We start from the raw sequence: 23,292 nt of genomic DNA, 5'->3' as shown, positions 1-23,292 counted from the left end.
TTGTTATGCGCAGCGCTTCTTGCCCGCGGATGGCATGGTTTTTGCAGACACACCCCGAAGATGCTTCAACGCAGGGGCCTGCATGTCTGCCATTATCCCAATGCCGCCATTCGGCCCGCACGCGGGGCATGGCGCATGAACGCGCTGACGCAGGGGCGGCTTGCCGGCTTGGACCTGGGCGGCGTGGCGCTGCCGATGGGCATTCTGGTTATCTTGGCGATGATGATCGTGCCATTGCCCGCGGCCATGCTGGATGTGTTTTTCATCGGCAACATCCTGCTGTCGCTGTTGGTGTTGATGGTGGCTATTCACGCGCAGCGGCCGCTCGATTTTTCCAGCTTCCCCTCCATTCTGCTGATCGCGACCACCTTGCGGCTGGCGTTGAACGTGGCCTCCACCCGGGTGGTGCTGGCCGACGGGCATACCGGCACCGGGGCCGCCGGACAGGTGATTCAGGCATTTGCCGATTTCGTCATTGGCGGCAATTTCTTCGTGGGTATTCTGGTCTTTGCCATTCTTGTCATCATCAACCTTGCGGTGATCGCCAAAGGGGCGGGGCGCGTGTCGGAAGTGTCGGCCCGCTTCACGCTGGATGCGATGCCCGGTAAGCAAATGGCCATTGATGCCGACCTCAACGCAGGGCTGCTATCTTCGGAAGAGGCCAAGCAACGCCGCGCCGAAGTCGCCGCAGAGGCCGATTTTTACGGCGCGATGGATGGTGCATCGAAATTCGTCAAAGGCGATGCCATTGCGGGGCTTATCATTCTGGCCATAAACCTGATTGGTGGCATTATTGTGGGTATGGTGCAATTCGGCCTAGGCTTTGGCGAGGCCGCCGATACCTATGTGCGCCTGTCCGTGGGCGATGCGCTGGTTGCGCAGATACCGGGGCTGCTGCTGTCCTTGGCGGCGGCAATCATCGTCACCCGCAGTTCGACCTCTACCACGATGAGCGGTGAAATCGGCCGCCAGTTGAACATTGCCCAGGCCTGGGCCCCGGCGGCTTTGGTGTTGTTCATTATCGGGCTGGTGCCGGGTATGCCGAACCTGATCTTCCTGACCGGTGCCGCTTTGGCTGCCGGGGCCGGGGTCTTGGCCTATCGCGGCACCAAGGCCGCGCAGGACAGCCGCGGGCAAGCAGAGGCACAGACCGCCAAACCCGCCGCCAGTGCCGCGCCCGAAGCGCAACCCATCACCCCAGAGGATGTGAGCGATATCGCGCAGCTTTCCTTGCAGATCGGCTATGGGCTGATCCCCTTGGCCAGCACAGAGAGCGGCGGCAACCTTGTGTCGCGCATTACCGCCATGCGGCGCGAATTGTCGCGCTCGCTTGGGTTCGTGGTGCCGGGGGTGCGGGTGCGCGATGATCTTGGCCTTGCGCCGAATGCATACCGTTTGCGCATTGGACAGACCATTGTGGCCGAAGACACCGCCTATGCGGACCGGCTATTGGCGCTGCCGGGCCATAATTCGCAACGCAAATTGACCGGGATAGAGGTCAAAGACCCTTCTTTCGGGCTGGAGGCGATCTGGATTCAACCGCATCAGCGCCCAGAGGCAGAGGCCGATGATTACACCATCGTTGACCCGGAATCGGTGATTGCGACGCATCTGGGCCAAGTGTTGCAGCGCCATGCGGGCGACCTGATCGGGCCGGATGACGTGCAGGCGCTGCTGGACGCCTTGGCCAAGGTCGCGCCCACGCTGGTGCAAACCGTGGTGCCCAAACTGGTGCCCTTGCACGTTTTGACCGCCGTCATCCGCCAATTGCTGAATGACCGCCTGCCCGTGGCCGATATGCGCCGCATTCTGGAAGGGCTGGCGCAGTTTTCGGGTGCCTCGCTTGGCATTGTGCAGCAGGCAGAGGCGCTGCGCCCGTCGCTGGTGCCGCTGTTGTTGCAGCAAATCTCGCCATTGTCGCAGGATTTGCCCGTGGTCACGTTGTCGCCCGCGCTGGAACAGCTTTTGCTGCGCACCAAGCGCGAGGCCGATGACGGGCTGATGCTGGACCCCGGTTTCGCGCAACGCCTTTTGCACGAATTGGGCGAAGCGCAGAACGCTGCCCAGACCAAGGGGCAAATGCTGGTGATCGTTGTGTCCAACAGCCTGCGCCGGGCGTTTGACATGTTCCTGCGTCCGCATCTGCCCGATGCCTTCGTGCTGGGCCTGAACGACCTGCCAGAAACCCGCCGCATTGGCATTTCGCGCAGCATTGATCTGCCCGATGGCCTGACGCCGCCTGCGTTGCAGAAAGGGTAGAGCGATGACCGTAATCCACATTCGCGCCGCAGATACCACCGCCGCCTTGGACGAGGTCGCGCGCCGTTTTGGCAAGGACGCGCTGATCTTGTCGACCACGCAAAAGGCAGGCGGTGTCGAAGTGGCTGTTGCCCAAGAGGACGCATCCGCGCGCATCAAGCGCGGCGCGCGCAAAGCCATGCCCCCCCCGGCCCTTGGCCCGTTGCCGCCGCGTCTGGTGTTGCTTGGACCGCCCGGTGCGGGGGTCTCCATGCTGGCGGGGCGTTTGGCCGCGCAGGCGCTGCAACGGCAGGATTCGGGTGTGCCGCAGTTGGTTGCGCTGCGCGCTGACCCTTTGGCGCCGCCCTCTCCGCTCGTGGCCCATGCGCGGTTGATCGGTTTGCCCGTTGACCAACCGCATTGGCCCGATGGCCCCGCGCCATGTCTAGAGCAACCTGCCCCCGCCGCGCCCCAGATCGTGGACCTGTCGGGCTTGGGCGCGTCTGCCCCTGTTCTTGCCAAACCGCTGCTAGGCTTGGCTGGCGCGCGCTGCTGGCTGGTTCTGCCCACCGGGCTGCATGTGCAGGCGCAAGACATGGTTGTGCCGCGATTTGCAAGCCTGGCCCATGCCATAGCGCTAACCCGCGCCGATATTTGCCCGCTAACGCTGGAAGATCGTGCGCTGCCGCAGCGTTTTGGCCTGCCACTTGCACTTGTCACCCAAGGCACCGGTTTGCTGGCACCGCTTGGCGCGCCCGAACCCGCGATTGCCGTGGCCGCAACCCCGGATCAGAAGGAAGCACAATATGTTGCCGCGCGCGTATCCTGAAACCGCCACCAACCCGGATAAACTGGTCGAGGACCATTACGATCTGGCGCGCAAGATCGCGTGGCATGTGCATGGCCGCGTGGGCAAACGTGTCGAGATCGACGATCTGCTTCAAGTGGCATATCTGGGTCTGCTGGATGCCGCACGACGGTATGTCGCCAAGCCCAACACGCCCTTCGCGGCCTATGCCAGTATTCGTATTCGCGGGGCGGTCATGGACCATTTGCGCGGTTTGGCCGGCATGACACGCGGCATTTTGCGCTTGCAAGCGCAGTTGCGTCAGGCCGAACAGCGGCTGGAGCAATCGCTGCTGCGCAGCCCTACGGAAACGGAAATCGCGGCAGAGCTTGACCTGAGCCTTGAAGACCTTGCCCGTGCGCGCGCCGATATCGACAATGGGTCAATCACCTCGATTGATGATGTCTATACAGACCATTCCATTCTGTTTCGGGATCACAGCCCGGATATGGAAGACCGCCTAACCCTTGCCAGCCGCAAGCGCATGTTGACCAAGGCCATCAGCGAATTGCCCGAACGCGAAGCCTTGGTGCTGCAATTGTATTATGTCGAGGAATTGAACGTCTACGAAGTGGGCGCGGTGCTGAACGTATCGACCGGGCGTGTGTCGCAGATCAAGAAATCCGCTATGGAACGGTTGCGCAAATTGATGGAGCTGGCCGATGTCTCGGCCAGCGCCTAAGCCCGCGTCAGGCTGCTGCTGATGATGGCGCAGGCATGATCTGGACACCATGCGCCATGCGAATGGACCAGTCATGCGTCGCCGCATCCAGCGAGATCACGTGTTCGGCCTGCAATAGCTGCACAGCCGCAACGGCCCGCGTGCGCGATTCCAGTTCGGCGGACACATTTATGGGGCGCCAATCCTGTCCTTGCACACGAATTTCGACCCCGGTTTCCGACAGGCGCAGCCAGAAGATATGCCCAAGGATTTCGAAGGTTTCCGCCACCTCTTCGGTGGGCAGATCACGGCGGCGCAGCAGATGCATCCGGATGAATTCCAGCTGGGCCTCTGGGTCGGCACGAATAATTTCGGCAGCGACCGCGGTCCAACCGTCATCTGTGGTGTGGTTCAGAAAGCTCCATTCTTGTTGCTCTGGCGTGCGGAACAGCAGGCTTTCGGTGTCCGGGTCCTCTGCGATCTGAAAGGCGCGTTCCATGACGCGCAACACGGCAAAGGGCGTGATGTTGATCTCTCTGGGGGAGGGCGTGTCGGCATCCGACCGCAACGCGCTTTCCGGCACAAGGCAGCCCGAACGCATATCCGACCAGCCGATGAACCCCGCGGCGCGCAGGATATCGTGCGCGGTTTCGGTAACAGACAGAGTATCGGGGGCTTGCATGCTGCTGTGGCTTTCGACCAGACCGGTAATTTGCAATGCTATCATTTGCGACCGGCTTGGCGCTTTGCCCGCGATCATGCGCAGGAACCCGGCCAAAGTAGGAGGGGTTGCTGCGGCGTCCAGATCTGCCAGTTTTTCAATTAGCTCCAGCATGGTCCCGGCCATTCTTTTGGGCAGATCACGCATGGCGCGCAACTGGTCTGACAAAAGCTCTGCGACCATGTCCAGCACGCGCAGCCGCGCCTTGGTTTGCCATTGGCCGGGCGCGCTGTTCAACACCAAGCGCCCGATCGGGTGGCCATGTTCGCATTTTATATCGACATGCAGGTCGATCAGGTCGGTTGTGAAACTGCCCAGCGCCGTGGTCTGAACGATATGGGCGTTGGCGCGGTCGATGACTTCGCCGTCAATGGCGGGAAAGTTGGCCGCCAGTTCGAACATGCCGCTTTCGAAGGCAAGTGATTTCCAGTTGTCCGACCATGGCGGCACAAGCAGGGTCACGCTTTTGGCATCTGTCACGGTTTGGGCCAAATGGCAGGCATTGGCAATCGTGCTGGACAGCGTTGAAAGTAATGTGTCGGACAAGGTGCGATCCCCCGTGAAAGCGATGGTATGGTCCGGCGCGCGGGTCAAAGCGCGCGCCTTGGGTGTTACTGTCGGTAACGGACAGGGCCGCGCTCACTTGAGGGCTGCGCATCTGTGCATTCGTCTATGCGCCCATCCGAATGGCTTGGTGTCTTGGCACGGGTCTTGCTTTGGCAACTGTATGCGACACGCTATCCATACCGTTTTTTGCCTGTGGCTGTGCGCTGCGCCCGGCCAGGCGACCATCCCCGATTGCGAAGATCTGGCAGAGCATGCCGGGCAGGCCGAGGGTGTCCCAAGCGGCGTGATGCGCGCAATCGCGCGGATTGAATCCGGGTATACGGTTGGCGGGCAGTTTCGCGCTTGGCCTTGGACCATCAACCGCGCGGGCAAGGGCAGCTACCACCCCAGCAAGTCAGAGGCGCTTGCATTGGCGCAGGCCGCGCTGAAGTCGGGCCGCCGCAATGTCGATCTTGGGTGTATGCAGATCAACTGGCGCTGGCATGGTAGTGCTTTCGACGGGGTGTCCGACATGCTGGACCCGGTCAAAAACACCCGCTACGCGGCGCGCTTCTTGCGCCTGTTGCACGACCGGCACGGCAGTTGGGACAGCGCCATCCGGCATTATCATTCGGCGGACCCGGCGCGCGGCACGGCCTATGCGGCGCGGGTCAAGCGCCATATGACCACGGATCATGCCCCGCGCCCCGCCGCGCCAACGCAGCCTGTGCGGCAAGCGGGCCTGCTGCAACGCGCGCCGCGGCCCTTGCTGGGCGGCACGCCCGCCCGCCCCCTGATCGCGCGCTAGACTGTCAGATAAGGCCAATCTCCTGCGACAGCAGAACCGCGCGGGTGCGGTTATTCGCCCCGATCTTGCGGCAAATGCTGTTGACATGCATTTTCACGGTGGCTTCGGCCAAGCCCAGTGCCTTGGCAATTTCCTTGTTGGATTTGCCCTCTGCCAAATGCGACAGAACATCCATTTCCTTGTTGCTCAGGTTGCCGGGGCGGCTGGCGTTGTCGTCGCGGCCTTGCGCTTTTATCAGTTCCATCGGCAGGTAGCGTTCGCCCGAATGCATGAACCGGATGGAATTTGCCAAAGACCGCAGCGGCGTGGTTTTCAGGATGATACCGGCGGCGCCCGCATCCATGATGTCGCGGGACATGCGCGGAGTTGTCATGCCGGTCAGAATGGCAACCGGCTTGCCCTTGTTCAGCTTCAAGGCCTGTTTCAACCCGTCCAGACCGTTCATGCCGGGCATGTTCAGGTCCAGCAACACAACATCAAAACTGCCCTCGCGGTGCAGGATTTGCGCAGCTTCGTCAAAGCTTGTGGCGATGTCCACCTGCATGCCTGCCGTATTGGCCAGGAACATCTGGAACATATCCGTGATCATGCAGTGGTCATCGGCCAGCAGCACGCGGATATGTTCAACATCGAGGGTGGAAAGCGTTGTCACGGGAAGGTCCTTGTCAATTTCGCAACCCTCCCATCTTACACCCGAAATACGGCTAATCTTTGGCGTTGGTCAAGGGTGGGTCGACTAATGGCTGGGTTTGTGGCGTGTCGGACTCCGCTTGCGGGCTGTCATCGCCGCCGCCGAACGCGCTGAGCAAACTTGCCGCATCATCCAGCGAAACCGCTGAAAACTTGGTTTCCTTGCGCTTTTTCTTTGGTGCCGGTGGTGGTGTGGGATCAGGCACAGGTTCTTCCGATGGCTCCGGTAGGGTCGGTTCTTCCGGAACAGGTTCGGGGGCCGCAGGGGCTTCATCTATGATTTCAGGCTCTGGGTCCGGTTGCGGGGCCGGTTCTTGCACGACTGGTTTCACCGCCGCCGGTTTTGCATGCAGCAAATGTTCCAGCAGCGCGATCCGCAGCCCCAGCCGTGCGCGCTTGTCCAGTTCCTGTCCGGGCAGGTCTGCCAGCATGTCGGCGGTTTTCTCTGCCGTCAACGGGCTGCAAGCCTTTGCTAGCCTGTCGATCCAGCCTTTTGCGGTCTGTGTCATGGTGGCGTTTCCTGATGTTTTTGCACTTGGCACCGTTCTTGCAAGAACCGGGCCATAGCCCGTTCAGAGCAAGGAGGAAGGGCAATGACAGTCTTGCGCGATCATATTGCCCTGCACGCAGAAGCGCTGAAAATCAGTGAACGCCGCGGCGTGATGCTGGCGTCAAATATCGCCAATGCTTCAACCCCCGGCTACAAAGCCCGCGATGTGGATTTCCACGCGGAACTGGCGCGCAGGGCTGGCGGGGCAGGGGCCTTGGCCACCACCGATTCCGGCCATATTGCCCAAACTGGCGCAGGGTTTGCGGCCCCCGGTTACCGTATGCCCACAACCGCCACGCTGGATGGCAACACGGTGGAACTGGCGGTCGAGCAGGTCGAATTCGCCGAGAACGCACTGCGCCAGCAGGCCAGCCTGACGTTTCTGAACCGGCGTATCAGCGGGCTAATGAGCGCAATCAGGGGCGAGTGAGATGACCGAAATCCGCAATGTATTCGACTTGGGCAGCCGTGCGCTATCGGCGCAGATGCAGCGGTTGAACACTACCGCATCAAACCTTGCCAATGCGTCCAGCATGTCGGGCAGCGCCGAAACCGCGTTCCGCGCCCTGCGCCCGGTTTTCGTGGTGGACGAGGCCGCGCCCGGCTCTGGCCTTGCCGCGCCGCGCGCCGACCGGATTGTCGCGCTGGACCGCGACCCGGCGCGCATCTTTCGCCCCGACCACCCCAATGCGGATGCCGAGGGCTTCGTCTACGAGGCCGCCGTCAATGTCGAAGAAGAAATGGTCGAGATGCTGGAAGCCAGCCGCAGCTACCAGAACACCCTAGAGGCAATGTCCACCTTGCGGATGCTGATGACCCGCACCCTTTCGATGGGAGATAGATAATGATCCAGCAGACTGCGTTCTCGGCGTTGACCGCGCCGCAAGCAAACCCGCAAGCCCCCAGCCAAAGCAATGAACTGGGCCAAGAGGATTTTCTGACCCTTCTGACCACGCAATTGCGCAATCAAGACCCGCTGAACCCGCTCCAAAACACAGAGTTTCTGGGCCAGATGGCGCAGTTCTCGACGGTGTCCGGAATAGACCGGATGAATGCAAGCCTTGAATCCTTGGGCGGCGGCTTGCGCGATCTGCGCATTGGCATGGCGTCCAACCTTGTCGGCCAATCGGTGTTGGTGCCTGCGACCGAGGTTTTCCCGAGTGCCGATGGCGCAATCCGTGGTGAAATCGAACTGGACGACCCGGTCGATGCACTGTCCGTGCGCATTATCGACCCTGACACGGGCGCGGTGTTGCACAGTCAGGACTTGGGCGCCCAAGGCCCCGGCATTGCGACCTTTGCTTGGGAAAACATGCCGCACAGCGCCCTAGCCCCGCGTCGTGCCTTGCAGTTAGAGGTTGCCGCCCAAACCGGGGAGCAGCAAAGTAGCCCATCCAGCCGCGCTTATGCCCGCGTGCTGGGGGCGGTTGTGGGCCAAGGCAATGATGACATCGCGCTGGATGTCGAAGGATACGGGCTGTTGCACAGCCTAGAAGTTGACAGCATTCGCTAAACCGAAAACCCGGAGAACCCCATGTCCATGAGCACCGCCCTGTCGGGCCTGCATGCCGCGCAACGCAGCATCTCTGTTACCTCGCATAACATCGCCAATGTTGGCACAACGGGCTTTCGCGGCTCTCGGGCCGAATTTGCCGATATTTTCACGCAATCGCCCTTTTCTGTTGCGCGCACGACCGCCGGGTCCGGCACGCAGATAACCCGCGTGGCACAGGATTTTTCGCAAGGCAGCGTGGTCGGCACCGGTAACCGGCTGGACCTTGCTATCGAAGGCCCTGGCTTTTTCGCCATGCGCGCCGAAAGCACCATGCCGGGTGTGGCCAATGAAACCGTCTATTCGCGGGCGGGTGCGTTTTCGATGTCGGCAGATGGGCATATCGTCAACAGCTCTGGCCAACAGCTGATGGGGTGGCCGGTTGCGCAGAACGGGCAGGTTCTGTCAGAGGCGCTTGGATCCGCGCAGGCAATGAACGTGCCGCTGACCATGGGCACGCCAATGGCCACGAGCGAGACAAGCTTGGAGTTGCGCCTGCCATCCGATCCGACCATGTCGGGCAGTCAAGCGGCGATCCCGCCGATCGAAGCGTTTGACCCGGCCAACCCCGAAACCTACGCGCATCGCACCCAGCTTCCCCTTTTTGACGAGAATGGCAACGCGGTCGAGGCAGAACTGTATCTGGTGCGCGAAAGCTCTGCGTCGCCCACTGACCCCAACACGGAATTCACTGCATATGTCATGCGGGATGGCGTGATGATGGATGCCACCGGCGACAGCACGCTGACCTTTGCCGCCGATGGCAGCTTGGTTGCGCCGGAGGGTGCGCTTGGTTTTGACAGCGCGGCTGGCGCTTTGTCGATGTCTTTTGACGGCTCCAGCCTTGGGGCAGAGCCGTTCGCCGTGGAATCGGTAGTGCAGGACGGGCAAACGGTTGGCCAACTGACCACGCTGGACATTGATTCCGAGGGCACGGTCTGGGCGTCTTATGGTGCAAATGACCGTGTGGCGGTCGGCAAGTTGCTTTTGGTCAACTTCCCCAATCCGGGCGAGCTGCGCCCATTGGGTGCTGCGACCTTTGGCGCGCAAGCCGATGCGGGCGAGCCTTTGGCCGGATCGCCCGGCGGCACCGGCTTTGGGCGGTTGCGGTCGGGCGCTTTGGAAATGGCCAATGTTGATCTGACAGAGGAACTGGTCGATCTGATTACCGCCCAGCGCAACTATCAGGCGAATGCCAAATCCATGGAAACATCATCGCAGATGATGCAGACCATCATGAATATCCGCAGCTAAACGGGGCGCGCATGGACAGGCTTGTCTATACCGCGCTGAATTCGTTGGCGAATATGCGCGATGACCGCGTGGTTTCGGCGCAGAACCTTGCGAATATATCGGTGCCGGGGTTTCGGCGGGATCTGCCCAATGATGGCGCGTCCCGCTTTCTAGAGGCGCTCGGCAACACCAGCTCTCGGGCGTTCCAGTTGGAAAGCGGGGTGCATGGTTTTTCGCGTGCCCCCGGCCCGCTGGAACAGACCGGCGACCCGATGGATATGGCGATTGCCGATGCGGGGTTCTTCCTGATCGAGCCCGCCAATGGCGGCGAGATGGCCCTGTCCCGGCGCGGCGATATGCAGGTGGACCCGGATGGCAACCTGCGCAACGGGTCGGGCGATCTGATGCTCAGCGCCGATATGCAGCCCATTGCCCTGCCGCCGTTTCGTGACATCGTTGTCGATGATCTGGGCCAGATCTATATCACACCGCTGGACGGTGCGCCGGGCGAGCGTGTGGCGGTGGCCATGTTGGGCACCGTCAACCCGCCCGAGGATTTGGCGCTGCGCAAATCGCCCGATGGCCATATTCGGCGGCTGGATGACGAAGCATTGCCCCCGCCCGACCAGCAAGCCCGCATCGTGCAGGGTATGCGCGAGGGCAGCAATGTGAATGCCACGACAGAATTGATCGCATCTATCGAATTGCAGCGCCGCTTCGAGATCAACCTGCGCATGGTCCAGACTGCCCGCGATGTGGACGAAGCCGGATCGACCCTGTTGCGCCCGCCGGATGGCTGAACTGGCACGGCATTTGCAGGTCATGGGCAACGCGCTTCTTGAAAGGACACGCCATGTCAACCAATGCCATGCATGTTGCCCGCACCGGGCTGGATGCCCAGCAAACCCGTTTGCAGGTCATCACAAACAACCTTGCCAACGTCAATACGACCGGGTTCAAGCGGGATCGCGCCAGCTTTGAAACGCTGCTGTATCAAACCCACCGCCCGGCGGGGGCGCAGACCTCTGACCAGACCGCGCTGACCGGCCCGATGGCCGTGGGCACCGGCGTGCGCGTGGTGGCAACCGAAAAGATCCACACCCAAGGCGCGATGAACATGACCGGCAACGCGTTGGACATGGCGATCGACGGGCGCGGGTTCTTTCAGGTTCTTATGCCGGATGGGCGCGTGGGGTATACCCGCGATGGCGGCTTTTCGCGCAATGCCGATGGCATGTTGACCACCGATAGCGGCTACCTGTTGCAACCCGAAATCAACATCCCGCCCGATGCCATGTCGATCAGCATTTCGAATGATGGGATTGTGTCGGTCCTGCTGCCCGGACAGGTCGACGCGCAAGAAGTGGGTCAGGTGGAACTGGCCAGCTTTGCCAACCCGCGCGGCTTGGCACCCATCGGGGAAAACCTGCTGACGCAGACGACTGCCTCGGGCGAGGCAGTTCTGGGCGTGCCCAATGGCGATGGCATGGGCAAGCTGGTGCAAGGCTCGCTCGAAGCCTCGAATGTCAATGTGGTCCAAGAGCTGGTCGATATGATCGAAACCCAGCGCGCCTATGAGATCAATTCGCGCTCCATCTCTGCCTCGGATGAGATGCTGAGCTATCTCTCCAACAGATTGTGAGCTGACATGCTGCGTCCTTTGATCCTGCTTTTGCCGCTGGCCGCCTGTTCGACCTATCTGGAAGACAAGGCTGGCCTTGACTATGCCCCCGTTTATCAGGAAGCGGTGCCAACGGCGTCGCGCACCACGGGCGGAATTTTCCATCAAGAGGCGCATGGGCTGTTCGTCAGTGACCGCCGCGCCAATGCGGTGGGCGATGTGCTGACGGTGCAATTCGTCGAGCGGCTTCAAGCCAGCAAATCACAAACCGCCAGTTCTGGCCGCGCCTCGAATTTCGAGATGACCTTGCCATCGCTTCTGCCCGGCGGGTTGACCGGCGCAGAGCTTGGACATTCCACCGCGCAGGATTTTTCCGGGCGCGGGGCGGCGACGCAGTCCAATTCCCTGACCGGGCGGCTGAGTGTGGGCGTGGTGCGTGTGCTGCCAAATGGCCATCTGGAAGTGATGGGGCAAAAGCGGCTGGCGCTGAATAACGGGGCCGAATATGTGCGCCTGACAGGCATTGTCCGCCCAGAGGATATTGGTTCAGACAACGTGGTCACATCCGACCGCTTGGCCCATGCCGATATTCGCTATATCGGCGCTGGCGATGTGGCCGATACGGGGCAGCAAGGCTGGCTGTCGCGGGTGCTGACAGCGGTAAACCCGATATGATCGCGCGCATCTGCCTGTCGCTTGCATTGCTGTTGCTGCCCGTGACCGCCCATGCGGACCGGCTGAAAGACCTGTCATCGGTTTACGGTGTGCGGATCAACCAGCTTGTTGGCTATGGCGTGGTCGTGGGCCTGTCGGGCAGCGGCGATGGCAATAGCGGGCTGACGCTGCAATCGCTGGAATCGCTGATCTCTCGGCTTGGGTTGCAGGTCAGCGCGCGCGATCTGAACGCGCGCAACGCGGCGGCTGTTATGGTCACGGCCGAACTTGGGCCGTTCATGAAGGAAGGGCAGGCGCTGGATGTGACCGTTTCGACCGTTGGCAGCGCGAAATCCTTGCAGGGCGGCACGTTGCTGATGACCCCGCTTCTGGGCGCGGATGGCGAAATCTACGGCATTGCGCAAGGCAATCTTGTCGTGGGCGGTTTGGGCGTAGAGGGCAATGACGGATCGTCGCTGACCGTGAACATCCCGACCGTGGGGCGCATTCCGGGCGGGGCCACCGTGGAACGTGTGGTCGATACGCCGTTGATGGACAATGAATACATCCTGCTGAACCTGCACCGGGCCGATTTCTCGACCGCGGCGGCGGTGCAACAGGCGATTGATGACAGCTTTGGCCCCGGCACCGCCGTGGCGATTGACGGGTCCTCCATAAAGGTGCGCGCGCCGGCGGATCCGGGATCGCGGATCGGGTTCCTTGGTATGCTGGAAAATATCCGCGTAACGCCAGATGCCCCGCCTGCGCGCGTTGTGGTCAATTCGCGTACAGGCACCGTGGTGATTGGTGGCAATGTGCGGGTTACGCCTGCGGCGGTGACACATGGGTCGCTGACCGTGCGCGTGACCGAGGATTTCAACGTGGACCAAGGCGCAACCGTGGTGGCGGGCGACGATGGTCAGGTGGTCGTGCCGGGTGACCCTGTCGTGACGCCCGACACAGAGATTGACGTGCAACAAGACCCCGCGCGCGCCTTCGTGTTCGACCCCGGTGTGTCGCTGTCATCACTGGTTGATGCCATCAACGCGGTCGGCGCCAGCCCGTCCGATCTTGTCGCCATTCTGGAAGCGCTGCGCCAAGCGGGTGCCTTGCGCGCAGAGCTTATGGTCATCTGAGGGAGCGCGGGATGGATTTGCCACCGATTGACGCGGCCCAAGTCAGCTTTGCTGCGCCCACCGGCACGGCCAAGGATCTGCGCCAAGCGGCTGAGGGGTTTGAATCGCTCTTTCTGGCAGAGCTGTTGAAATCGGGCCGCGCCAGTCTGCCGGGCGATGACCTGACCGGATCGCAGGCTGTCAGCGCCACCCAAGACATGCTGGATAGCCATCTGGCCAAACACGCGGCAGGACAGGCGGGTCTGGGCATTGCCGACGCGATCACGCGGCAATTCGGCGGATATGTGAAGCCATCATGAGTGATATGATCCATATCGCTCGCAGCGGCATCATTGCCGCGCGCACCGCGCTTGCGGTGACGTCCGAGAACGTGGCCAATGTCGGGACCGAAGGGTATCGGCGGCGCGATGTGGCCAGCGTGTCGAATGCGGGCGGGCAAACCACGCCCACCACGCAGCCAACAGGCGGGCAGGGGGTAAGTGTCAGCGAAGTGCGGCGCGCCTTTGACCAGCTTGTCGCGCAGCGGCTGTGGACAGCGACAAGCGCGCAATCGGCCAGTGCCGCGCATCGGCAAGTGGCGGACAGTCTGGAAACCCGTTTTACCCCCGGTGAAAACGGGCTTGATGGCACCATGCGCGATTTCTTCGACAGTCTGTCGCGTCTGGCCGCCAGCCCGGCCGATCGCACCACGCGCGCCAGTGCCTTGCACGGTGCCCAAACGCTGGCCACCGAAATCGTCGCTACGGCCCAAGGCGCGGCGCAATTGCGCGCCGACACGGTCGCCCAAGCGCAAATGACCACAGCCGAGGCGCAGGGCATTTTGCAGGATCTGCATGTTCTGAACGAACGGCTGGCGCATTTGGGCCAAAGCGAAACGATTGGTCATCATCCGCTGGCCGACCAGCGCGATGCGCTGTTGCAGCGTGCGGCCCAGCTTTTGCCGGCCTCTGTCGAACTGGGGGCGGATGGGCGCGCAACCCTGCGGCTTGGGTCTGAAGCCGGGCCGGTGCTGCTGGATGGCACCGGGCCAACGCGCCTGCATGTCAGCGCCGAAGACCAGTTGACGCTGCACATGACCGCACCTGATGGCAGCCGTCGCGATACCCGCATGTTGACGGGCGGGCGCTTGGGGGGGCTGGCCATGGGGCTGGGGGCGCTGGACATGGCCGCGCAGGAATTCGACAAACTGGCCCGCGATATGGTGGCGGGCCTGAATCAGTTGCACCGGCAGGGCACCGATGTGTTGGGCCAGCCGGGGGGCGATCTGTTCACAATGGATGGCTGGCAAGCCAAACCGGCGGCGGCCAATGCAGGCAAGGTGCAGGTGCAGGTGGACATGGCCCGCCCGCAGCCGCTGAATGGCCCGCTGGAACTGGTTTATGACGCGGGCGGCCCCGGCTGGACAGCCCGCGATGCAGGCGGAACAGTTCTGGCCACCGGTCATGACCGCTTGGTGTTGCCGGGCGTCACGGTCGATCTGGCCGGCGCGCCGCGCAACGGGGACCGGATTGTGCTGGAGCAGGTCACGGGCCGCGCGATTGACCTGCGCTTGGCCATTGGCGATGCCGACGAACTGGCCGCCGCTGCCGATGTTTTGGTCGCGCCCGCCCTTGGCAATGCCGGGGCGGCCAGCCTTCAGCTATCACGCGATGCGGGCGAACCGAGTCCCGACGCGCTGGATGTTGTGATCGCCGACGCCACTGTCGGGCTGGTCGAATTGCGCAACCCGTCCGATGACAGCCTTGTCGCCACTGGCACGCTGGCCGGTGATGGCCGCGTCACGCTGGCCGGGCTGAACTTGCAATTGCAGGGTGTGGGCCAAACCGGCGATCGGTTTACGCTGCGCCCGACCGCGGCCGGGTCCGGCAATGGCGCGACCGCGCAGGCCATGGCAGATCTGCGCAGCGCGCGGGGTGATGGCGGGTATGGGGTGTTGGACAGCCTGTCCAACTTCCAAGCGGATCTGGGCACGCGCGCCGCCGCCGTCCAGCGCGCCGATGACACGGCCCAAGCAAGGTTGGATAGCGCCGCCGCCGAAGATGCCGCGCTTGGGGCCGTGAACCTAGATGCAGAGGCCGCTCGTATGGTGGAATTGCAGCAAGCCTATCAAGCCTCGGCGCAGGCCATGTCGATAGCCCGCAGCCTGTTTGACACGCTGCTGCGCATGATCTGAAGGACCAGACAATGATTTCGGACGCTCAATTCGCCCAGACTGCCATTCGTGCCTTCACGCGGCAGGATCAGCAGATTTCCGATCTGCAAACCCGGCTGTCCTCTGGGGTGAATGATCCGCGCGTTTCTGCCGATCCCGCGCGCGCCATGGAATTGTCCGCCCTGCGCGATCTGCGCTCTGATCTGTCCACCCAGACCGATATTGGCCGGATTGCGGCCGACCGCTTGGCCATGACCGACAGCGTTCTGTCCGAAGTTTCTGACGGGGTGCGCGAATTGTATCGCATCAGCCTTCAGGCAAATAACGACACGCTGACCCGCGAAGCGCATGGCGCGCTGCGCGTTCAGGCCGAAACCCTGCGCAATACGCTTTTGGCGGCCGCCAATGCCACCGACCCGCAAGGCCGCCCGCTGTTCTCGGGCAACGCGCCCGGGCCAGCCTTTGTCAACGCGCCCGATGGTGTGCGCTATCAGGGCGACAATAGTGCAACCGCCATTCAAATGGGCCGCAACACCCTGATGCAGACGGGTTTGCCGGGTGGGCAAGTGTTCGGCGATGGGCAAGACAGCGTTTTCGCGCTGTTGGACGATGTTATCACCGGGCTGTCCGACCCTGTTCTTGGCGCGCGCGATACTGTCAGGGCCAATCAGCAAGCAACGCTGCAACTGGGCATACAGGATGATCCCATCACTTTTGACATTGCCGGGCCAGAGGGCCGCACACTGGTGCAACTGCCCCTGAGCGCCGGGTCCGAAGCCGCGCAGATCGCCGCGATCAACAGCGTTTCGGCGCAAACCGGGGTGCAGGCGCAGGCGGCGCCCGACGGGGTGGGCATTCGGTTAAGCGCGGCGGGTGACATGACGCTGTCCAACCAGACCAGCCCCATGGGCAACTTGGCCAGCCGCCCCTTGGTCACGCTGCAACAGCTTGACAGCGACGGCACGACGACGTCGGACCCGGTCGCGCTGCGCCCCGCCCATCTGGAGCGGCAGGAATTGCTGGCCCGGTCCTCTGCCAAGGTTGGACATATGGCAGAAATGCACGCAGCGGTGGGGGCCTTGGGCAGCACGCTGGACAGTCGGCTGGAACAGATTGCCGAAACCCGCCTGACGGTGGATCAAGCCATGTCGCGGCTGAATGACGTGAACGTGGCAGAGACCATAACCCGGCTGCAAACCCTGCTTTTGACGCAGCAGGCCTCGCAGCAAAGCTTTGTCAAAATCGCCGGGCAGTCGCTGTTCGACTATTTGCGCTAGGGGCTTAGCGTTCCATCTGGTTCCATGCTTGTTTCAGGCTGGCGATGAAATCGCGCGCCTTGACCAAGCCTTCGGCATGGCCTGCTTCCTTGCGAAAGGCTGCGGTAACCTGTTGGCGGCAATACTCATAAACCTGAAACAAGGATGTGGCGATCTGGCTGTTGCCGTCCATGTCCAGACTGCTTTGCAGGATGAACAGCGCCGACATCGCCTTGACCATGGAATCTGGCGGCAGGGCCGTGCCATTGGCGCTGGCAATGCAAAGTTTGTCCAGCGCGCCATGCAATTCGCCCATGACCAGCGCGACAATCGCATGGGAATCGTCAGGCACCACGGGGTCGCTTTTGGCAAGGCGGCTATAGTGCTGTCTGGCAAGTTGCAGGTTCATGGCAGGCCCCTTGGCATTGTTCTGTCAGATAGACCCTGTAACGGTCGTGCTGCCAAAACTGTAAGCCACAGGGCGGCATATCCGCGTGCAAAACTGCGCGCCGCGCAGCCCGCAAGTGGTGCTGGCTGCCGTCGGGGCGGTGCCCCGGTCGAACAATGCTGCCTTTGGGTTGGTGGAAGAATGCGGTGTTTTCGGCCAGCGCGCACTGCATTGGCAGGGATCGCTAGCTGCGCGCTTACACTGCCGGGTGCGCTTGGGGGCGGGCCAATAGCCCGCCGATCGTGTCGCGCGCGATACGGTCCAGCACCCATAGCGACAGCGCCAACCCGCTGATTACGGCGGTTGCAATGCCAAACCACACGCCCCATGTGCCCCAGTCGAACACCGTGACATAAAGCCAGCAGAACAACCCTACCGCAATGCCTTGTCGCCAGATGCCGATCCAGACCGTCGCCATGGGCCGCTTGAACGCTTGCAACATGGCGTTCACGGCAAATAGCGCCAGATAGACCGGCAAGATGAACCCGTCGACATGCAGGTAATCGGTGCCAAGGCGGATCACCTGCGGGTCAGTGCTGAACAGCGCGACCAAGGGTGCCGCGGCAAACCATAGCAGCCCGGACCCGCTCAGCATGATCGCGGTGCCGACCTTCAGGCAGAACCACCAGGCTTCGCGCACGCGGTCATACTGCCCCGCGCCGAAATTCTGCGCGACAATGGGCAAAAGCGCGCCGGTCAGGCCAAAGCCGGGCAACAGGATCAGCTGTTCAATCCGCAAACCCACCCCATAGGCCGCCAGCGCAGAGGGGCCGAACCCTTTCAGGAACATCTGTACGAAAAACCCCGCAACCAGCAGGATCATCATGGCAAAGGTCGCGGGCAGGGCTTGCGCCGCAATTTCCCGCGCCCGTGCCAAATCGGGCCGCCATGCGCGCGCGCCGTCCATCACCTCTGAGCGCATGACCTGCCACAGAATGTAGCCCATCACCCCGGTCTGGCTGACAAGCGTGGCCAGCGCGATCCCGTTAAAGCCAAGACCCGGCAGCAGCCCCGGCAGGCCGAAAACGAACAGCGGATTCAGCGCCAGATTGGCGAAAAACGCCGCGATCTGCGCGCGTTTCATCGAATTCGTGTCGCCCTGTGCGCTTAATATGCCATTGCCGCCAAACGCCAGCAGGAACGGTGCGGTCGCCAGCAGGATCACGTTCATATAGGCATTGGCGGCGTCGCGGTATGCGCCCGGTTCCGACACCAGCGCCAGCAGCGCCGGAGAGCCCCATATACCGGCCACGGCCAGCGCCAGCGCGGTCAGCGTGCCAAAGACCAGCCCTTGCGTGGCGATCTGGCGCGCGCCGTGGCTGTCCTCGGCCCCCAGTGCATTGCCCACCAGTGCCGACATGGCGCTGCTCAGGCCCACGCCAAAGGCGATCAGCAGCATGAAAACCTGAAAGGTAATTGCCAGCCCCGCCTGCGCGTCGGTGCCCAGAAGGCCCGCATACCACAGGTCCACCACGTTATAGAGCGTGGAAAACACCAGACCGATGGCCGCAGGCACCGCCAGCGCGCGGAAATGGCCGGGGATGGACCCCTGCCGCAGGTTGCGCGTGCGCGGCGTGCTCATGCTGTGTCCAATCGGGTCGGGCGGCGAAAGCGCCGCCCTGTCTGGCATATGCGCCGATTGAAGGGCTGGTCAAGAACAGGGTTTACCCGGCCTCGACATCCCAACCCGATACGGCCTTGACCTCTTGGAAATCCTCGATCCCCCAAATGCCGCCTTCGCGCCCGTTGCCCGACTGCTTCATGCCGCCAAAAGGCGAGCCCGCGCCGCGCGCTTTGCCATTCATCTCGACCATTCCAGAGCGCAGATGCCGCGCCATGCGGTTGCGCCGCGCGCCATCACGGCTTTGCACATAATTCGTCAGCCCGTAGGGCGTATCATTGGCAAGCGCTATGGCATGGGCTTCGTCATCGAACGGCATGATTGACAGGACAGGGCCGAAGATTTCCTCGCGCGCGATGGTCATGTCGGGGGTCACATCGGCAAACACCGTGGGACGTACGAAATAGCCGCGGTTCACGCCCTCGGGGCGGCCAAGCCCGCCTGCGACCAGCCGCGCGCCTTCAGTCATGCCGGTTTCTATCAGGTGTTGCACCTTGTCGAATTGCGCGGCACTTACCAGCGGGCCGATATGGCGGCCCGACTGGCTGGCGGGGCCAACTTGCGTGGCTTGTGCGATCTCTGCGGCCTGTTCGACGGTCTGGTCGTAAATGCTGCGTTCCACCAGCATCCGCGTGGGCGCGTTGCACGATTGCCCGGTATTCTGGAAGCAATGTTGCACGCCGCGCGCGACCGCCTTTTCATCGGCATCTGCGAAGATGATATTCGCGCCCTTGCCGCCCAGTTCCAGATGCACGCGCTTCAGCGTTTCGGCGGCATTCTTGGAAATGGCAATGCCCGCGCGGGTGGACCCGGTAAAGCTGACCATGTCCACGTCCATGTGGCCCGATAGCTGCGTGCCCACGCCCGGCCCGTCGCCATGCACCATGTTGAACACGCCCGGCGGCAGATCGGCTTGATGCATGATCTCGGCCCAGATATGGGCCGAAAGCGGCGCGATTTCCGACGGTTTCAGCACCATCGTGCAGCCCGCCAGAAGCGCCGGGATCACTTTCAGCGTGATCTGGTTCATGGGCCAGTTCCAAGGCGTAATCAGCGCGCAAACGCCCACCGCTTCGCGGATGATGCGGCTGTCAGGGGCGTGGTCCCCCAAGGGTGCTTCGAATGGCACCTGCGCGATGGCGCGGATGAAATTGCGGATGTGGGACTCGCCCGCGCCATATTGCGAACGGCGTGACAGGTCGATGGGCGCGCCCATCTCAAGACTCATGGCTTGGGCAAGCGGTTCCGCGTGCTCTTGATACAGCGTCAGAATGCGTTCGACCGCTGCCAGACGGGTGGCCGGGGCGCTATGCATCCAGCCGGGCAGGGCGGCTTTGGCCGCAGCCACTGCGGCGTCGGTGTCGGGCTGTCCGCCCAAGGCGATAACTGCGCAAACCTCTTCGGTCGAGGGGTCGATGACATCCATATCCGTGCCGGCCTGTGGGGCTACCCATGCGCCATCGATGTAGAATTGCCGTTTATCTTGCATCTTTTCCTCCGATATTTGGTGGCACTGTCGCACCGGGCTGCACGGCCTGCAAGGGTGGTCGAATTGTCGCATTCAAAATACGATGTTTAAATGCGATATCTAGAATCATTCTAAACGGGCGGTAGGCGCCCGACAATACTGGAGAGATCATGACCCTGCGTATCAACGATACCGTGCCCAACTTTACCGCCGACAGCACCGAAGGCACGCTGAATTTCCACGACTGGATCGGCGACAGCTACGCCATTCTGTTCAGCCACCCCAAGGATTTCACGCCGGTCTGCACCACCGAATTCGGGGCCGCCGCTGCCATGGCGGGCCAATTCGCCAAGCGCAACTGCAAGATCGCGGGCGTGTCCATCGACCCGGTGGAAGAACACCTGCAATGGAAAGCCGATGTCGAGAAAGTGTCAGGCAACCCGCTGAACTTCCCGATCTTCGCCGATGACAAGCTGGAGATAGCCAAGCTTTACGACATGCTGCCCGCAGATGCCTATCTGCCCGATGGCCGCACCGCCAACGACAGCGCCACCGTGCGCACGACCTTCATCATCGGGCCGGACAAGAAGTTGGAACTGGCGTTGATCTACCCGATGTCGGTGGGCCGCAACTTTGCCGAGATCCTGCGCGCGCTGGACGCGATCATCGCCACCAAGGGCCAGCCGCTGGCCACGCCCGCCGATTGGCAGGCCGGTGACGACATGATCGTGGGCCTTGCGCTGGACACCGACGCCGCGCGCGAGAAATTCGGCGATGTCGAAGTCGTGCTGCCCTATCTGCGCAAGGTGAAAGCCCCCGCTGCCTAAGAAAAGGCCTAACGCAGATCAATAACCCGCGCGTCAATGGCCAGCATATAGCCTTGGCGCGCGACATTCTTGACCAGAACCTCGCTTATCAACTGGTTGCCAAGGCTATCGCGCAGGCGCTTGATGCGCGTTGCACCTGCGGCTTCGTCGCATTCCGCCTCTGCCCGGCCAGAGATGACGGATTCAATCGCGGCCCCCGTCAGCATGTCGTCATCCAGCCGCGCTTCTGCCAGAACGGCCAGCGTTTCGACCGCCGCAGGTGTCAGGCGAAATTCCATGTCGTTAATGCCTACGGTATTCGTGGCCCGGTCGATCAGCAGCGCGGAAACCTGCAATCCTTGCTTTTCCACCGTGGCCAAGCGCCGGTTCAACACCACCAGCGTGACCACCATGAACAGCGATGTCACCAGCAGGCCCGTCGCAAAGATCAGCAGCACGAAGATCACAATCCGGTAGCTGACCAGCGTTTCGGAAAACGCCGTGCCCGATTGCGCCAGTATTTCCAGCAGCTTGATTTCCGCGCCCGTGGTCAGGTCGGCATTTTCCACGAACACACGTTCCACCCGCGCGTTGAAGGCGTTGGCGTCGGGCAGGTTCAGGAACAACAGCACCGCCGTCAGCGCCAGCACGGCCACGATTCCGGCAATGCCCAGCATCAGCGCGCGGCTGCCATGCCGAGTCAATTCAGCGGCGGAGATGGATGGCCCCGGCATTGGCGCTCCTTGCATCGAACTGGTCTTGGGTCAGGAAGGATTCGATCTGCAACAATGTCCAGCCTGACCGCGCGATCACGGGGGCGGCGTAGCGTGTGGCCGCATCGACCGACCCGCAGGCAGAGGCCGGCAATTCGATCAGCCCGTATTGCAGGCGCAACGGATTGTCCTGCTTGGCCTTGTAATCTGCGTAGCACTGCGCCGAGGCTTGCGTTGCAAGCGCCATCGCAATCAGGAACGCGCCCTGTGCAAAAATGTGTCTCATGCGGGAAACGCTGACACCAAGTGCTGCGATATGCAATATCCGGGGCGCGCGCGGGCCATGTCATCGGATAACATGGCAGCGATATTGCCTGTCAGAGCGGGGCAAGGGCAGGCTTGCACCATGACATCCAAACACGGAGACTTGCCATGACCTTGCCAACCCGACTGACCTCTGCCCTTGCGGCCATTGCGCTTGCCTTGGGGCTGTTTGCTACCAGTGCTGCGCCCGCCCGCGCCTCTGACGATGCTGCCAAACTGCTGTTCGGGGCGGCGACCCTTGCGATCATCGCGGGCGCTGTCCATGCCGAGCGTGACAACCGCCGCCATTACGACCCGCGCCCGCACCGGACGCATCGTGCGGTGGTGCTGCCGCATCGCTGCGCGTTCACGGTGCGTGTGCAGGGCAAGCGCCACCATGCCTATGGCGGTCGCTGCCTGCACCGCGCCGGGCTGCGCGGCTTGCCCAACCGCTGCGTGGTCGGCGAATGGCGCGGCGCGGTGTACGGGGCACGCTGCCTGCGCCGCAACGGGTATGTTGTGGGCTGACACTTGCGTTCGGGCGCGCGGGCTTGGCATAACACGCCATGTCCGCCGCCCCACAAATCCCAGATTTCAGCTTCGAGCGTCTTGCCATCGCGCAGGGCGCGTGTCGCGTGGTGGGGGTGGACGAGGTTGGGCGCGGCCCGCTATGTGGCCCGGTCACGGCGGCGGCGGTCTGGCTGGACCCGGCCCATCTGCCCGAAGGGCTGCGCGATTCCAAACGCCTGAGCGCCAAGGCCCGCTTGGCGCTTAGTGCCCAGATCCGCGCCCATGCCGATATCGGGATCGGCCATTGCAGCCCCGCAGAGATTGACGCGCTGAACATTCTGCAAGCGAGTTTTTTGGCCATGCAGCGCGCAATTGCCGCGCTGGCGGTCCCGCCCGACCATCTGCTAATTGACGGCAACCGCCTGCCCGCGAGCCTGCCCTGCGGCGCAGAGGCGGTGGTGAAAGGCGACGGGCGCAGCATGTCGATTGCCGCCGCGTCTATCATTGCCAAGACCGCGCGCGACGCGATCATGACAGACCTGGCGCAGAAATACCCCGGTTATGGGTGGGAACGAAACGCCGGATATCCGACAAACTGTCACTTAAATGCCATAGCAGAGCTTGGGCCAACCCCAGAGCATAGACGGTCCTTCAAGCCCATACGCAAAATCTTGTGTCCCGATTCTACTTGAAGAAAGTTTTTTAAATCTCTGATTCGAATAGAAATTGACGAAACGAATCACATGACTCATCTTGTG

General features: G+C 62.3%; 26 protein-coding genes. 18 read left to right on the top strand and 8 right to left on the bottom strand.

The window, feature by feature from the left end; translation table 11 throughout:
- Positions 1-135 precede the first annotated feature (135 nt).
- Genes flhA through AWT76_RS10605 form a run of 3 tightly spaced genes read left to right on the top strand, consistent with a single transcriptional unit; the run spans position 136 to position 3,767 of the window.
- Positions 136-2,259: a flagellar biosynthesis protein FlhA gene (gene flhA, locus AWT76_RS10615; RefSeq protein WP_072247643.1), complete on the top strand. Its 2,124-nt coding sequence runs from the start codon at positions 136-138 to the stop codon at positions 2,257-2,259.
- 4 nt (positions 2,260-2,263) lie between these two features.
- Positions 2,264-3,067: a flagellar biosynthesis protein FlhF gene (locus AWT76_RS10610; RefSeq protein ID WP_072246332.1), complete on the top strand. Its 804-nt coding sequence runs from the start codon at positions 2,264-2,266 to the stop codon at positions 3,065-3,067.
- The gene (locus AWT76_RS10605; protein ID WP_072246331.1) at positions 3,045-3,767 is read left to right on the top strand and encodes a sigma-70 family RNA polymerase sigma factor; all 723 of its coding nucleotides are present in this window, start codon (positions 3,045-3,047) and stop codon (positions 3,765-3,767) included. The genes AWT76_RS10610 and AWT76_RS10605 overlap by 23 nt, the downstream gene beginning before the upstream one ends.
- A 7-nt stretch (positions 3,768-3,774) precedes the next feature.
- On the opposite strand, the gene AWT76_RS10600 is transcribed toward AWT76_RS10605, so the two are convergent.
- The gene (locus tag AWT76_RS10600) at positions 3,775-5,061 is read right to left on the bottom strand and encodes a hypothetical protein (RefSeq protein WP_072246330.1); all 1,287 of its coding nucleotides are present in this window, start codon (positions 5,059-5,061) and stop codon (positions 3,775-3,777) included.
- Positions 5,062-5,194: 133 nt separating this feature from the next.
- On the opposite strand from AWT76_RS10600, the gene AWT76_RS17000 reads away from it, so the two are divergent.
- The gene (locus tag AWT76_RS17000) at positions 5,195-5,821 is read left to right on the top strand and encodes a lytic transglycosylase domain-containing protein (protein ID WP_072246329.1); all 627 of its coding nucleotides are present in this window, start codon (positions 5,195-5,197) and stop codon (positions 5,819-5,821) included.
- A gap of 4 nt (positions 5,822-5,825) precedes the next feature.
- Here the strand turns inward: AWT76_RS17000 and AWT76_RS10590 are convergent, their stop codons facing one another.
- Together AWT76_RS10590 and AWT76_RS10585 are read right to left on the bottom strand one after the other, a co-directional pair.
- A complete protein-coding gene (locus tag AWT76_RS10590; RefSeq protein ID WP_072246328.1) occupies positions 5,826-6,473 on the bottom strand; it encodes a response regulator transcription factor in 648 nt (215 codons plus the stop codon).
- Between the two features lie 52 nt (positions 6,474-6,525).
- Positions 6,526-7,020, bottom strand: a complete 495-nt coding sequence (locus tag AWT76_RS10585) for a hypothetical protein (RefSeq protein ID WP_072246327.1) — start codon at positions 7,018-7,020, stop codon at positions 6,526-6,528.
- 84 nt (positions 7,021-7,104) lie between these two features.
- Here AWT76_RS10585 and flgB point away from each other — a divergent pair, with 84 nt between their 5' ends.
- Genes flgB through flgL form a run of 11 tightly spaced genes read left to right on the top strand, consistent with a single transcriptional unit; the run spans position 7,105 to position 16,686 of the window.
- Positions 7,105-7,491, top strand: a complete 387-nt coding sequence (gene flgB / locus AWT76_RS10580; RefSeq protein WP_072246326.1) for a flagellar basal body rod protein FlgB — start codon at positions 7,105-7,107, stop codon at positions 7,489-7,491.
- Between the two features lies 1 nt (position 7,492).
- On the top strand, positions 7,493-7,906 hold the full coding sequence (gene flgC / locus AWT76_RS10575) for a flagellar basal body rod protein FlgC (protein ID WP_072246325.1): 414 nt from the start codon (positions 7,493-7,495) through the stop codon (positions 7,904-7,906).
- Positions 7,906-8,574, top strand: a complete 669-nt coding sequence (locus tag AWT76_RS10570; protein WP_072246324.1) for a flagellar hook assembly protein FlgD — start codon at positions 7,906-7,908, stop codon at positions 8,572-8,574. Before flgC ends, AWT76_RS10570 begins: the two co-directional genes overlap by 1 nt.
- 21 nt (positions 8,575-8,595) lie before the next feature.
- Complete coding sequence (locus AWT76_RS10565; protein WP_072246323.1) at positions 8,596-9,867, top strand: flagellar hook protein FlgE; 1,272 nt, start codon at positions 8,596-8,598, stop codon at positions 9,865-9,867.
- An 11-nt stretch (positions 9,868-9,878) separates the two neighbouring features.
- Positions 9,879-10,646 carry a flagellar hook-basal body complex protein gene (locus AWT76_RS10560; RefSeq protein WP_072246322.1) on the top strand — a complete coding sequence of 256 codons (768 nt, stop codon included), beginning with the start codon at positions 9,879-9,881 and terminating at the stop codon, positions 10,644-10,646.
- Positions 10,647-10,699: 53 nt separating this feature from the next.
- The gene (flgG, locus tag AWT76_RS16490) at positions 10,700-11,488 is read left to right on the top strand and encodes a flagellar basal-body rod protein FlgG (protein ID WP_082700170.1); all 789 of its coding nucleotides are present in this window, start codon (positions 10,700-10,702) and stop codon (positions 11,486-11,488) included.
- Positions 11,489-11,494: 6 nt separating this feature from the next.
- On the top strand, positions 11,495-12,142 hold the full coding sequence (locus tag AWT76_RS16485) for a flagellar basal body L-ring protein FlgH (protein WP_082700169.1): 648 nt from the start codon (positions 11,495-11,497) through the stop codon (positions 12,140-12,142).
- Positions 12,139-13,257, top strand: a complete 1,119-nt coding sequence (locus AWT76_RS10550) for a flagellar basal body P-ring protein FlgI (RefSeq protein WP_072246321.1) — start codon at positions 12,139-12,141, stop codon at positions 13,255-13,257. Before AWT76_RS16485 ends, AWT76_RS10550 begins: the two co-directional genes overlap by 4 nt.
- 11 nt (positions 13,258-13,268) lie before the next feature.
- Entirely contained in the window at positions 13,269-13,556 is a 288-nt protein-coding gene (locus AWT76_RS10545) for a rod-binding protein (protein WP_072246320.1), read from the top strand.
- The gene (locus tag AWT76_RS10540) at positions 13,553-15,430 is read left to right on the top strand and encodes a FlgK family flagellar hook-associated protein (protein WP_072246319.1); all 1,878 of its coding nucleotides are present in this window, start codon (positions 13,553-13,555) and stop codon (positions 15,428-15,430) included. Before AWT76_RS10545 ends, AWT76_RS10540 begins: the two co-directional genes overlap by 4 nt.
- Positions 15,431-15,441: 11 nt before the next feature.
- Positions 15,442-16,686: a flagellar hook-associated protein FlgL gene (gene flgL / locus AWT76_RS10535; protein ID WP_072246318.1), complete on the top strand. Its 1,245-nt coding sequence runs from the start codon at positions 15,442-15,444 to the stop codon at positions 16,684-16,686.
- A 4-nt stretch (positions 16,687-16,690) separates the two neighbouring features.
- Here flgL and AWT76_RS10530 read toward each other — a convergent pair whose 3' ends face one another.
- From AWT76_RS10530 to AWT76_RS10520, 3 genes are all read right to left on the bottom strand, one after another.
- On the bottom strand, positions 16,691-17,074 hold the full coding sequence (locus tag AWT76_RS10530) for a flagellar protein FliS (protein ID WP_072246317.1): 384 nt from the start codon (positions 17,072-17,074) through the stop codon (positions 16,691-16,693).
- Between the two features lie 235 nt (positions 17,075-17,309).
- Positions 17,310-18,695, bottom strand: coding sequence for an MATE family efflux transporter (locus tag AWT76_RS10525; RefSeq protein WP_072246316.1), 1,386 nt, complete (start codon positions 18,693-18,695; stop codon positions 17,310-17,312).
- 82 nt (positions 18,696-18,777) lie between these two features.
- Complete coding sequence (locus AWT76_RS10520; RefSeq protein WP_072246315.1) at positions 18,778-20,223, bottom strand: aldehyde dehydrogenase family protein; 1,446 nt, start codon at positions 20,221-20,223, stop codon at positions 18,778-18,780.
- Positions 20,224-20,372: 149 nt separating this feature from the next.
- Here AWT76_RS10520 and AWT76_RS10515 point away from each other — a divergent pair, with 149 nt between their 5' ends.
- On the top strand, positions 20,373-21,029 hold the full coding sequence (locus AWT76_RS10515; RefSeq protein WP_072246314.1) for a redoxin domain-containing protein: 657 nt from the start codon (positions 20,373-20,375) through the stop codon (positions 21,027-21,029).
- A gap of 8 nt (positions 21,030-21,037) precedes the next feature.
- Here AWT76_RS10515 and AWT76_RS10510 read toward each other — a convergent pair whose 3' ends face one another.
- Positions 21,038-21,742: a winged helix-turn-helix domain-containing protein gene (locus tag AWT76_RS10510; protein WP_072246313.1), complete on the bottom strand. Its 705-nt coding sequence runs from the start codon at positions 21,740-21,742 to the stop codon at positions 21,038-21,040.
- Positions 21,714-22,007, bottom strand: a complete 294-nt coding sequence (locus AWT76_RS10505) for a hypothetical protein (RefSeq protein WP_072246312.1) — start codon at positions 22,005-22,007, stop codon at positions 21,714-21,716. The genes AWT76_RS10510 and AWT76_RS10505 overlap by 29 nt, the downstream gene beginning before the upstream one ends.
- Positions 22,008-22,153: 146 nt before the next feature.
- On the opposite strand from AWT76_RS10505, the gene AWT76_RS10500 reads away from it, so the two are divergent.
- Both AWT76_RS10500 and AWT76_RS10495 read left to right on the top strand, forming a co-directional pair.
- Positions 22,154-22,552: a hypothetical protein gene (locus AWT76_RS10500; protein WP_072246311.1), complete on the top strand. Its 399-nt coding sequence runs from the start codon at positions 22,154-22,156 to the stop codon at positions 22,550-22,552.
- Between the two features lie 38 nt (positions 22,553-22,590).
- Positions 22,591-23,226, top strand: a complete 636-nt coding sequence (locus AWT76_RS10495; RefSeq protein ID WP_072246310.1) for a ribonuclease HII — start codon at positions 22,591-22,593, stop codon at positions 23,224-23,226.
- Positions 23,227-23,292 lie beyond the last annotated feature (66 nt).

The organism is Roseibaca calidilacus (genome assembly GCF_001517585.1).
Lineage (GTDB): Bacteria > Pseudomonadota > Alphaproteobacteria > Rhodobacterales > Rhodobacteraceae > Roseinatronobacter > Roseinatronobacter calidilacus.
Note: the sequence above shows the minus strand (reverse complement) of the source record. Positions and strands in the feature narration are given on the sequence as shown.

Coding starts and splice junctions, on each gene's coding strand:
- flhA (WP_072247643.1), top strand. CDS start 136: ATGAACGCGCTGACGCAGGGGCGGCTTGCCGGCTTGGACCTGGGCGGC.
- AWT76_RS10610 (WP_072246332.1), top strand. CDS start 2,264: ATGACCGTAATCCACATTCGCGCCGCAGATACCACCGCCGCCTTGGAC.
- AWT76_RS10605 (WP_072246331.1), top strand. CDS start 3,045: ATGTTGCCGCGCGCGTATCCTGAAACCGCCACCAACCCGGATAAACTG.
- AWT76_RS17000 (WP_072246329.1), top strand. CDS start 5,195: ATGCGACACGCTATCCATACCGTTTTTTGCCTGTGGCTGTGCGCTGCG.
- AWT76_RS10585 (WP_072246327.1), bottom strand. CDS start 7,020: ATGACACAGACCGCAAAAGGCTGGATCGACAGGCTAGCAAAGGCTTGC.
- flgB (WP_072246326.1), top strand. CDS start 7,105: ATGACAGTCTTGCGCGATCATATTGCCCTGCACGCAGAAGCGCTGAAA.
- flgC (WP_072246325.1), top strand. CDS start 7,493: ATGACCGAAATCCGCAATGTATTCGACTTGGGCAGCCGTGCGCTATCG.
- AWT76_RS10570 (WP_072246324.1), top strand. CDS start 7,906: ATGATCCAGCAGACTGCGTTCTCGGCGTTGACCGCGCCGCAAGCAAAC.
- AWT76_RS10565 (WP_072246323.1), top strand. CDS start 8,596: ATGTCCATGAGCACCGCCCTGTCGGGCCTGCATGCCGCGCAACGCAGC.
- AWT76_RS10560 (WP_072246322.1), top strand. CDS start 9,879: ATGGACAGGCTTGTCTATACCGCGCTGAATTCGTTGGCGAATATGCGC.
- flgG (WP_082700170.1), top strand. CDS start 10,700: ATGTCAACCAATGCCATGCATGTTGCCCGCACCGGGCTGGATGCCCAG.
- AWT76_RS16485 (WP_082700169.1), top strand. CDS start 11,495: ATGCTGCGTCCTTTGATCCTGCTTTTGCCGCTGGCCGCCTGTTCGACC.
- AWT76_RS10550 (WP_072246321.1), top strand. CDS start 12,139: ATGATCGCGCGCATCTGCCTGTCGCTTGCATTGCTGTTGCTGCCCGTG.
- AWT76_RS10545 (WP_072246320.1), top strand. CDS start 13,269: ATGGATTTGCCACCGATTGACGCGGCCCAAGTCAGCTTTGCTGCGCCC.
- AWT76_RS10540 (WP_072246319.1), top strand. CDS start 13,553: ATGAGTGATATGATCCATATCGCTCGCAGCGGCATCATTGCCGCGCGC.
- flgL (WP_072246318.1), top strand. CDS start 15,442: ATGATTTCGGACGCTCAATTCGCCCAGACTGCCATTCGTGCCTTCACG.
- AWT76_RS10530 (WP_072246317.1), bottom strand. CDS start 17,074: ATGAACCTGCAACTTGCCAGACAGCACTATAGCCGCCTTGCCAAAAGC.
- AWT76_RS10525 (WP_072246316.1), bottom strand. CDS start 18,695: ATGAGCACGCCGCGCACGCGCAACCTGCGGCAGGGGTCCATCCCCGGC.
- AWT76_RS10520 (WP_072246315.1), bottom strand. CDS start 20,223: ATGCAAGATAAACGGCAATTCTACATCGATGGCGCATGGGTAGCCCCA.
- AWT76_RS10515 (WP_072246314.1), top strand. CDS start 20,373: ATGACCCTGCGTATCAACGATACCGTGCCCAACTTTACCGCCGACAGC.
- AWT76_RS10510 (WP_072246313.1), bottom strand. CDS start 21,742: ATGCCGGGGCCATCCATCTCCGCCGCTGAATTGACTCGGCATGGCAGC.
- AWT76_RS10505 (WP_072246312.1), bottom strand. CDS start 22,007: ATGAGACACATTTTTGCACAGGGCGCGTTCCTGATTGCGATGGCGCTT.
- AWT76_RS10500 (WP_072246311.1), top strand. CDS start 22,154: ATGACCTTGCCAACCCGACTGACCTCTGCCCTTGCGGCCATTGCGCTT.
- AWT76_RS10495 (WP_072246310.1), top strand. CDS start 22,591: ATGTCCGCCGCCCCACAAATCCCAGATTTCAGCTTCGAGCGTCTTGCC.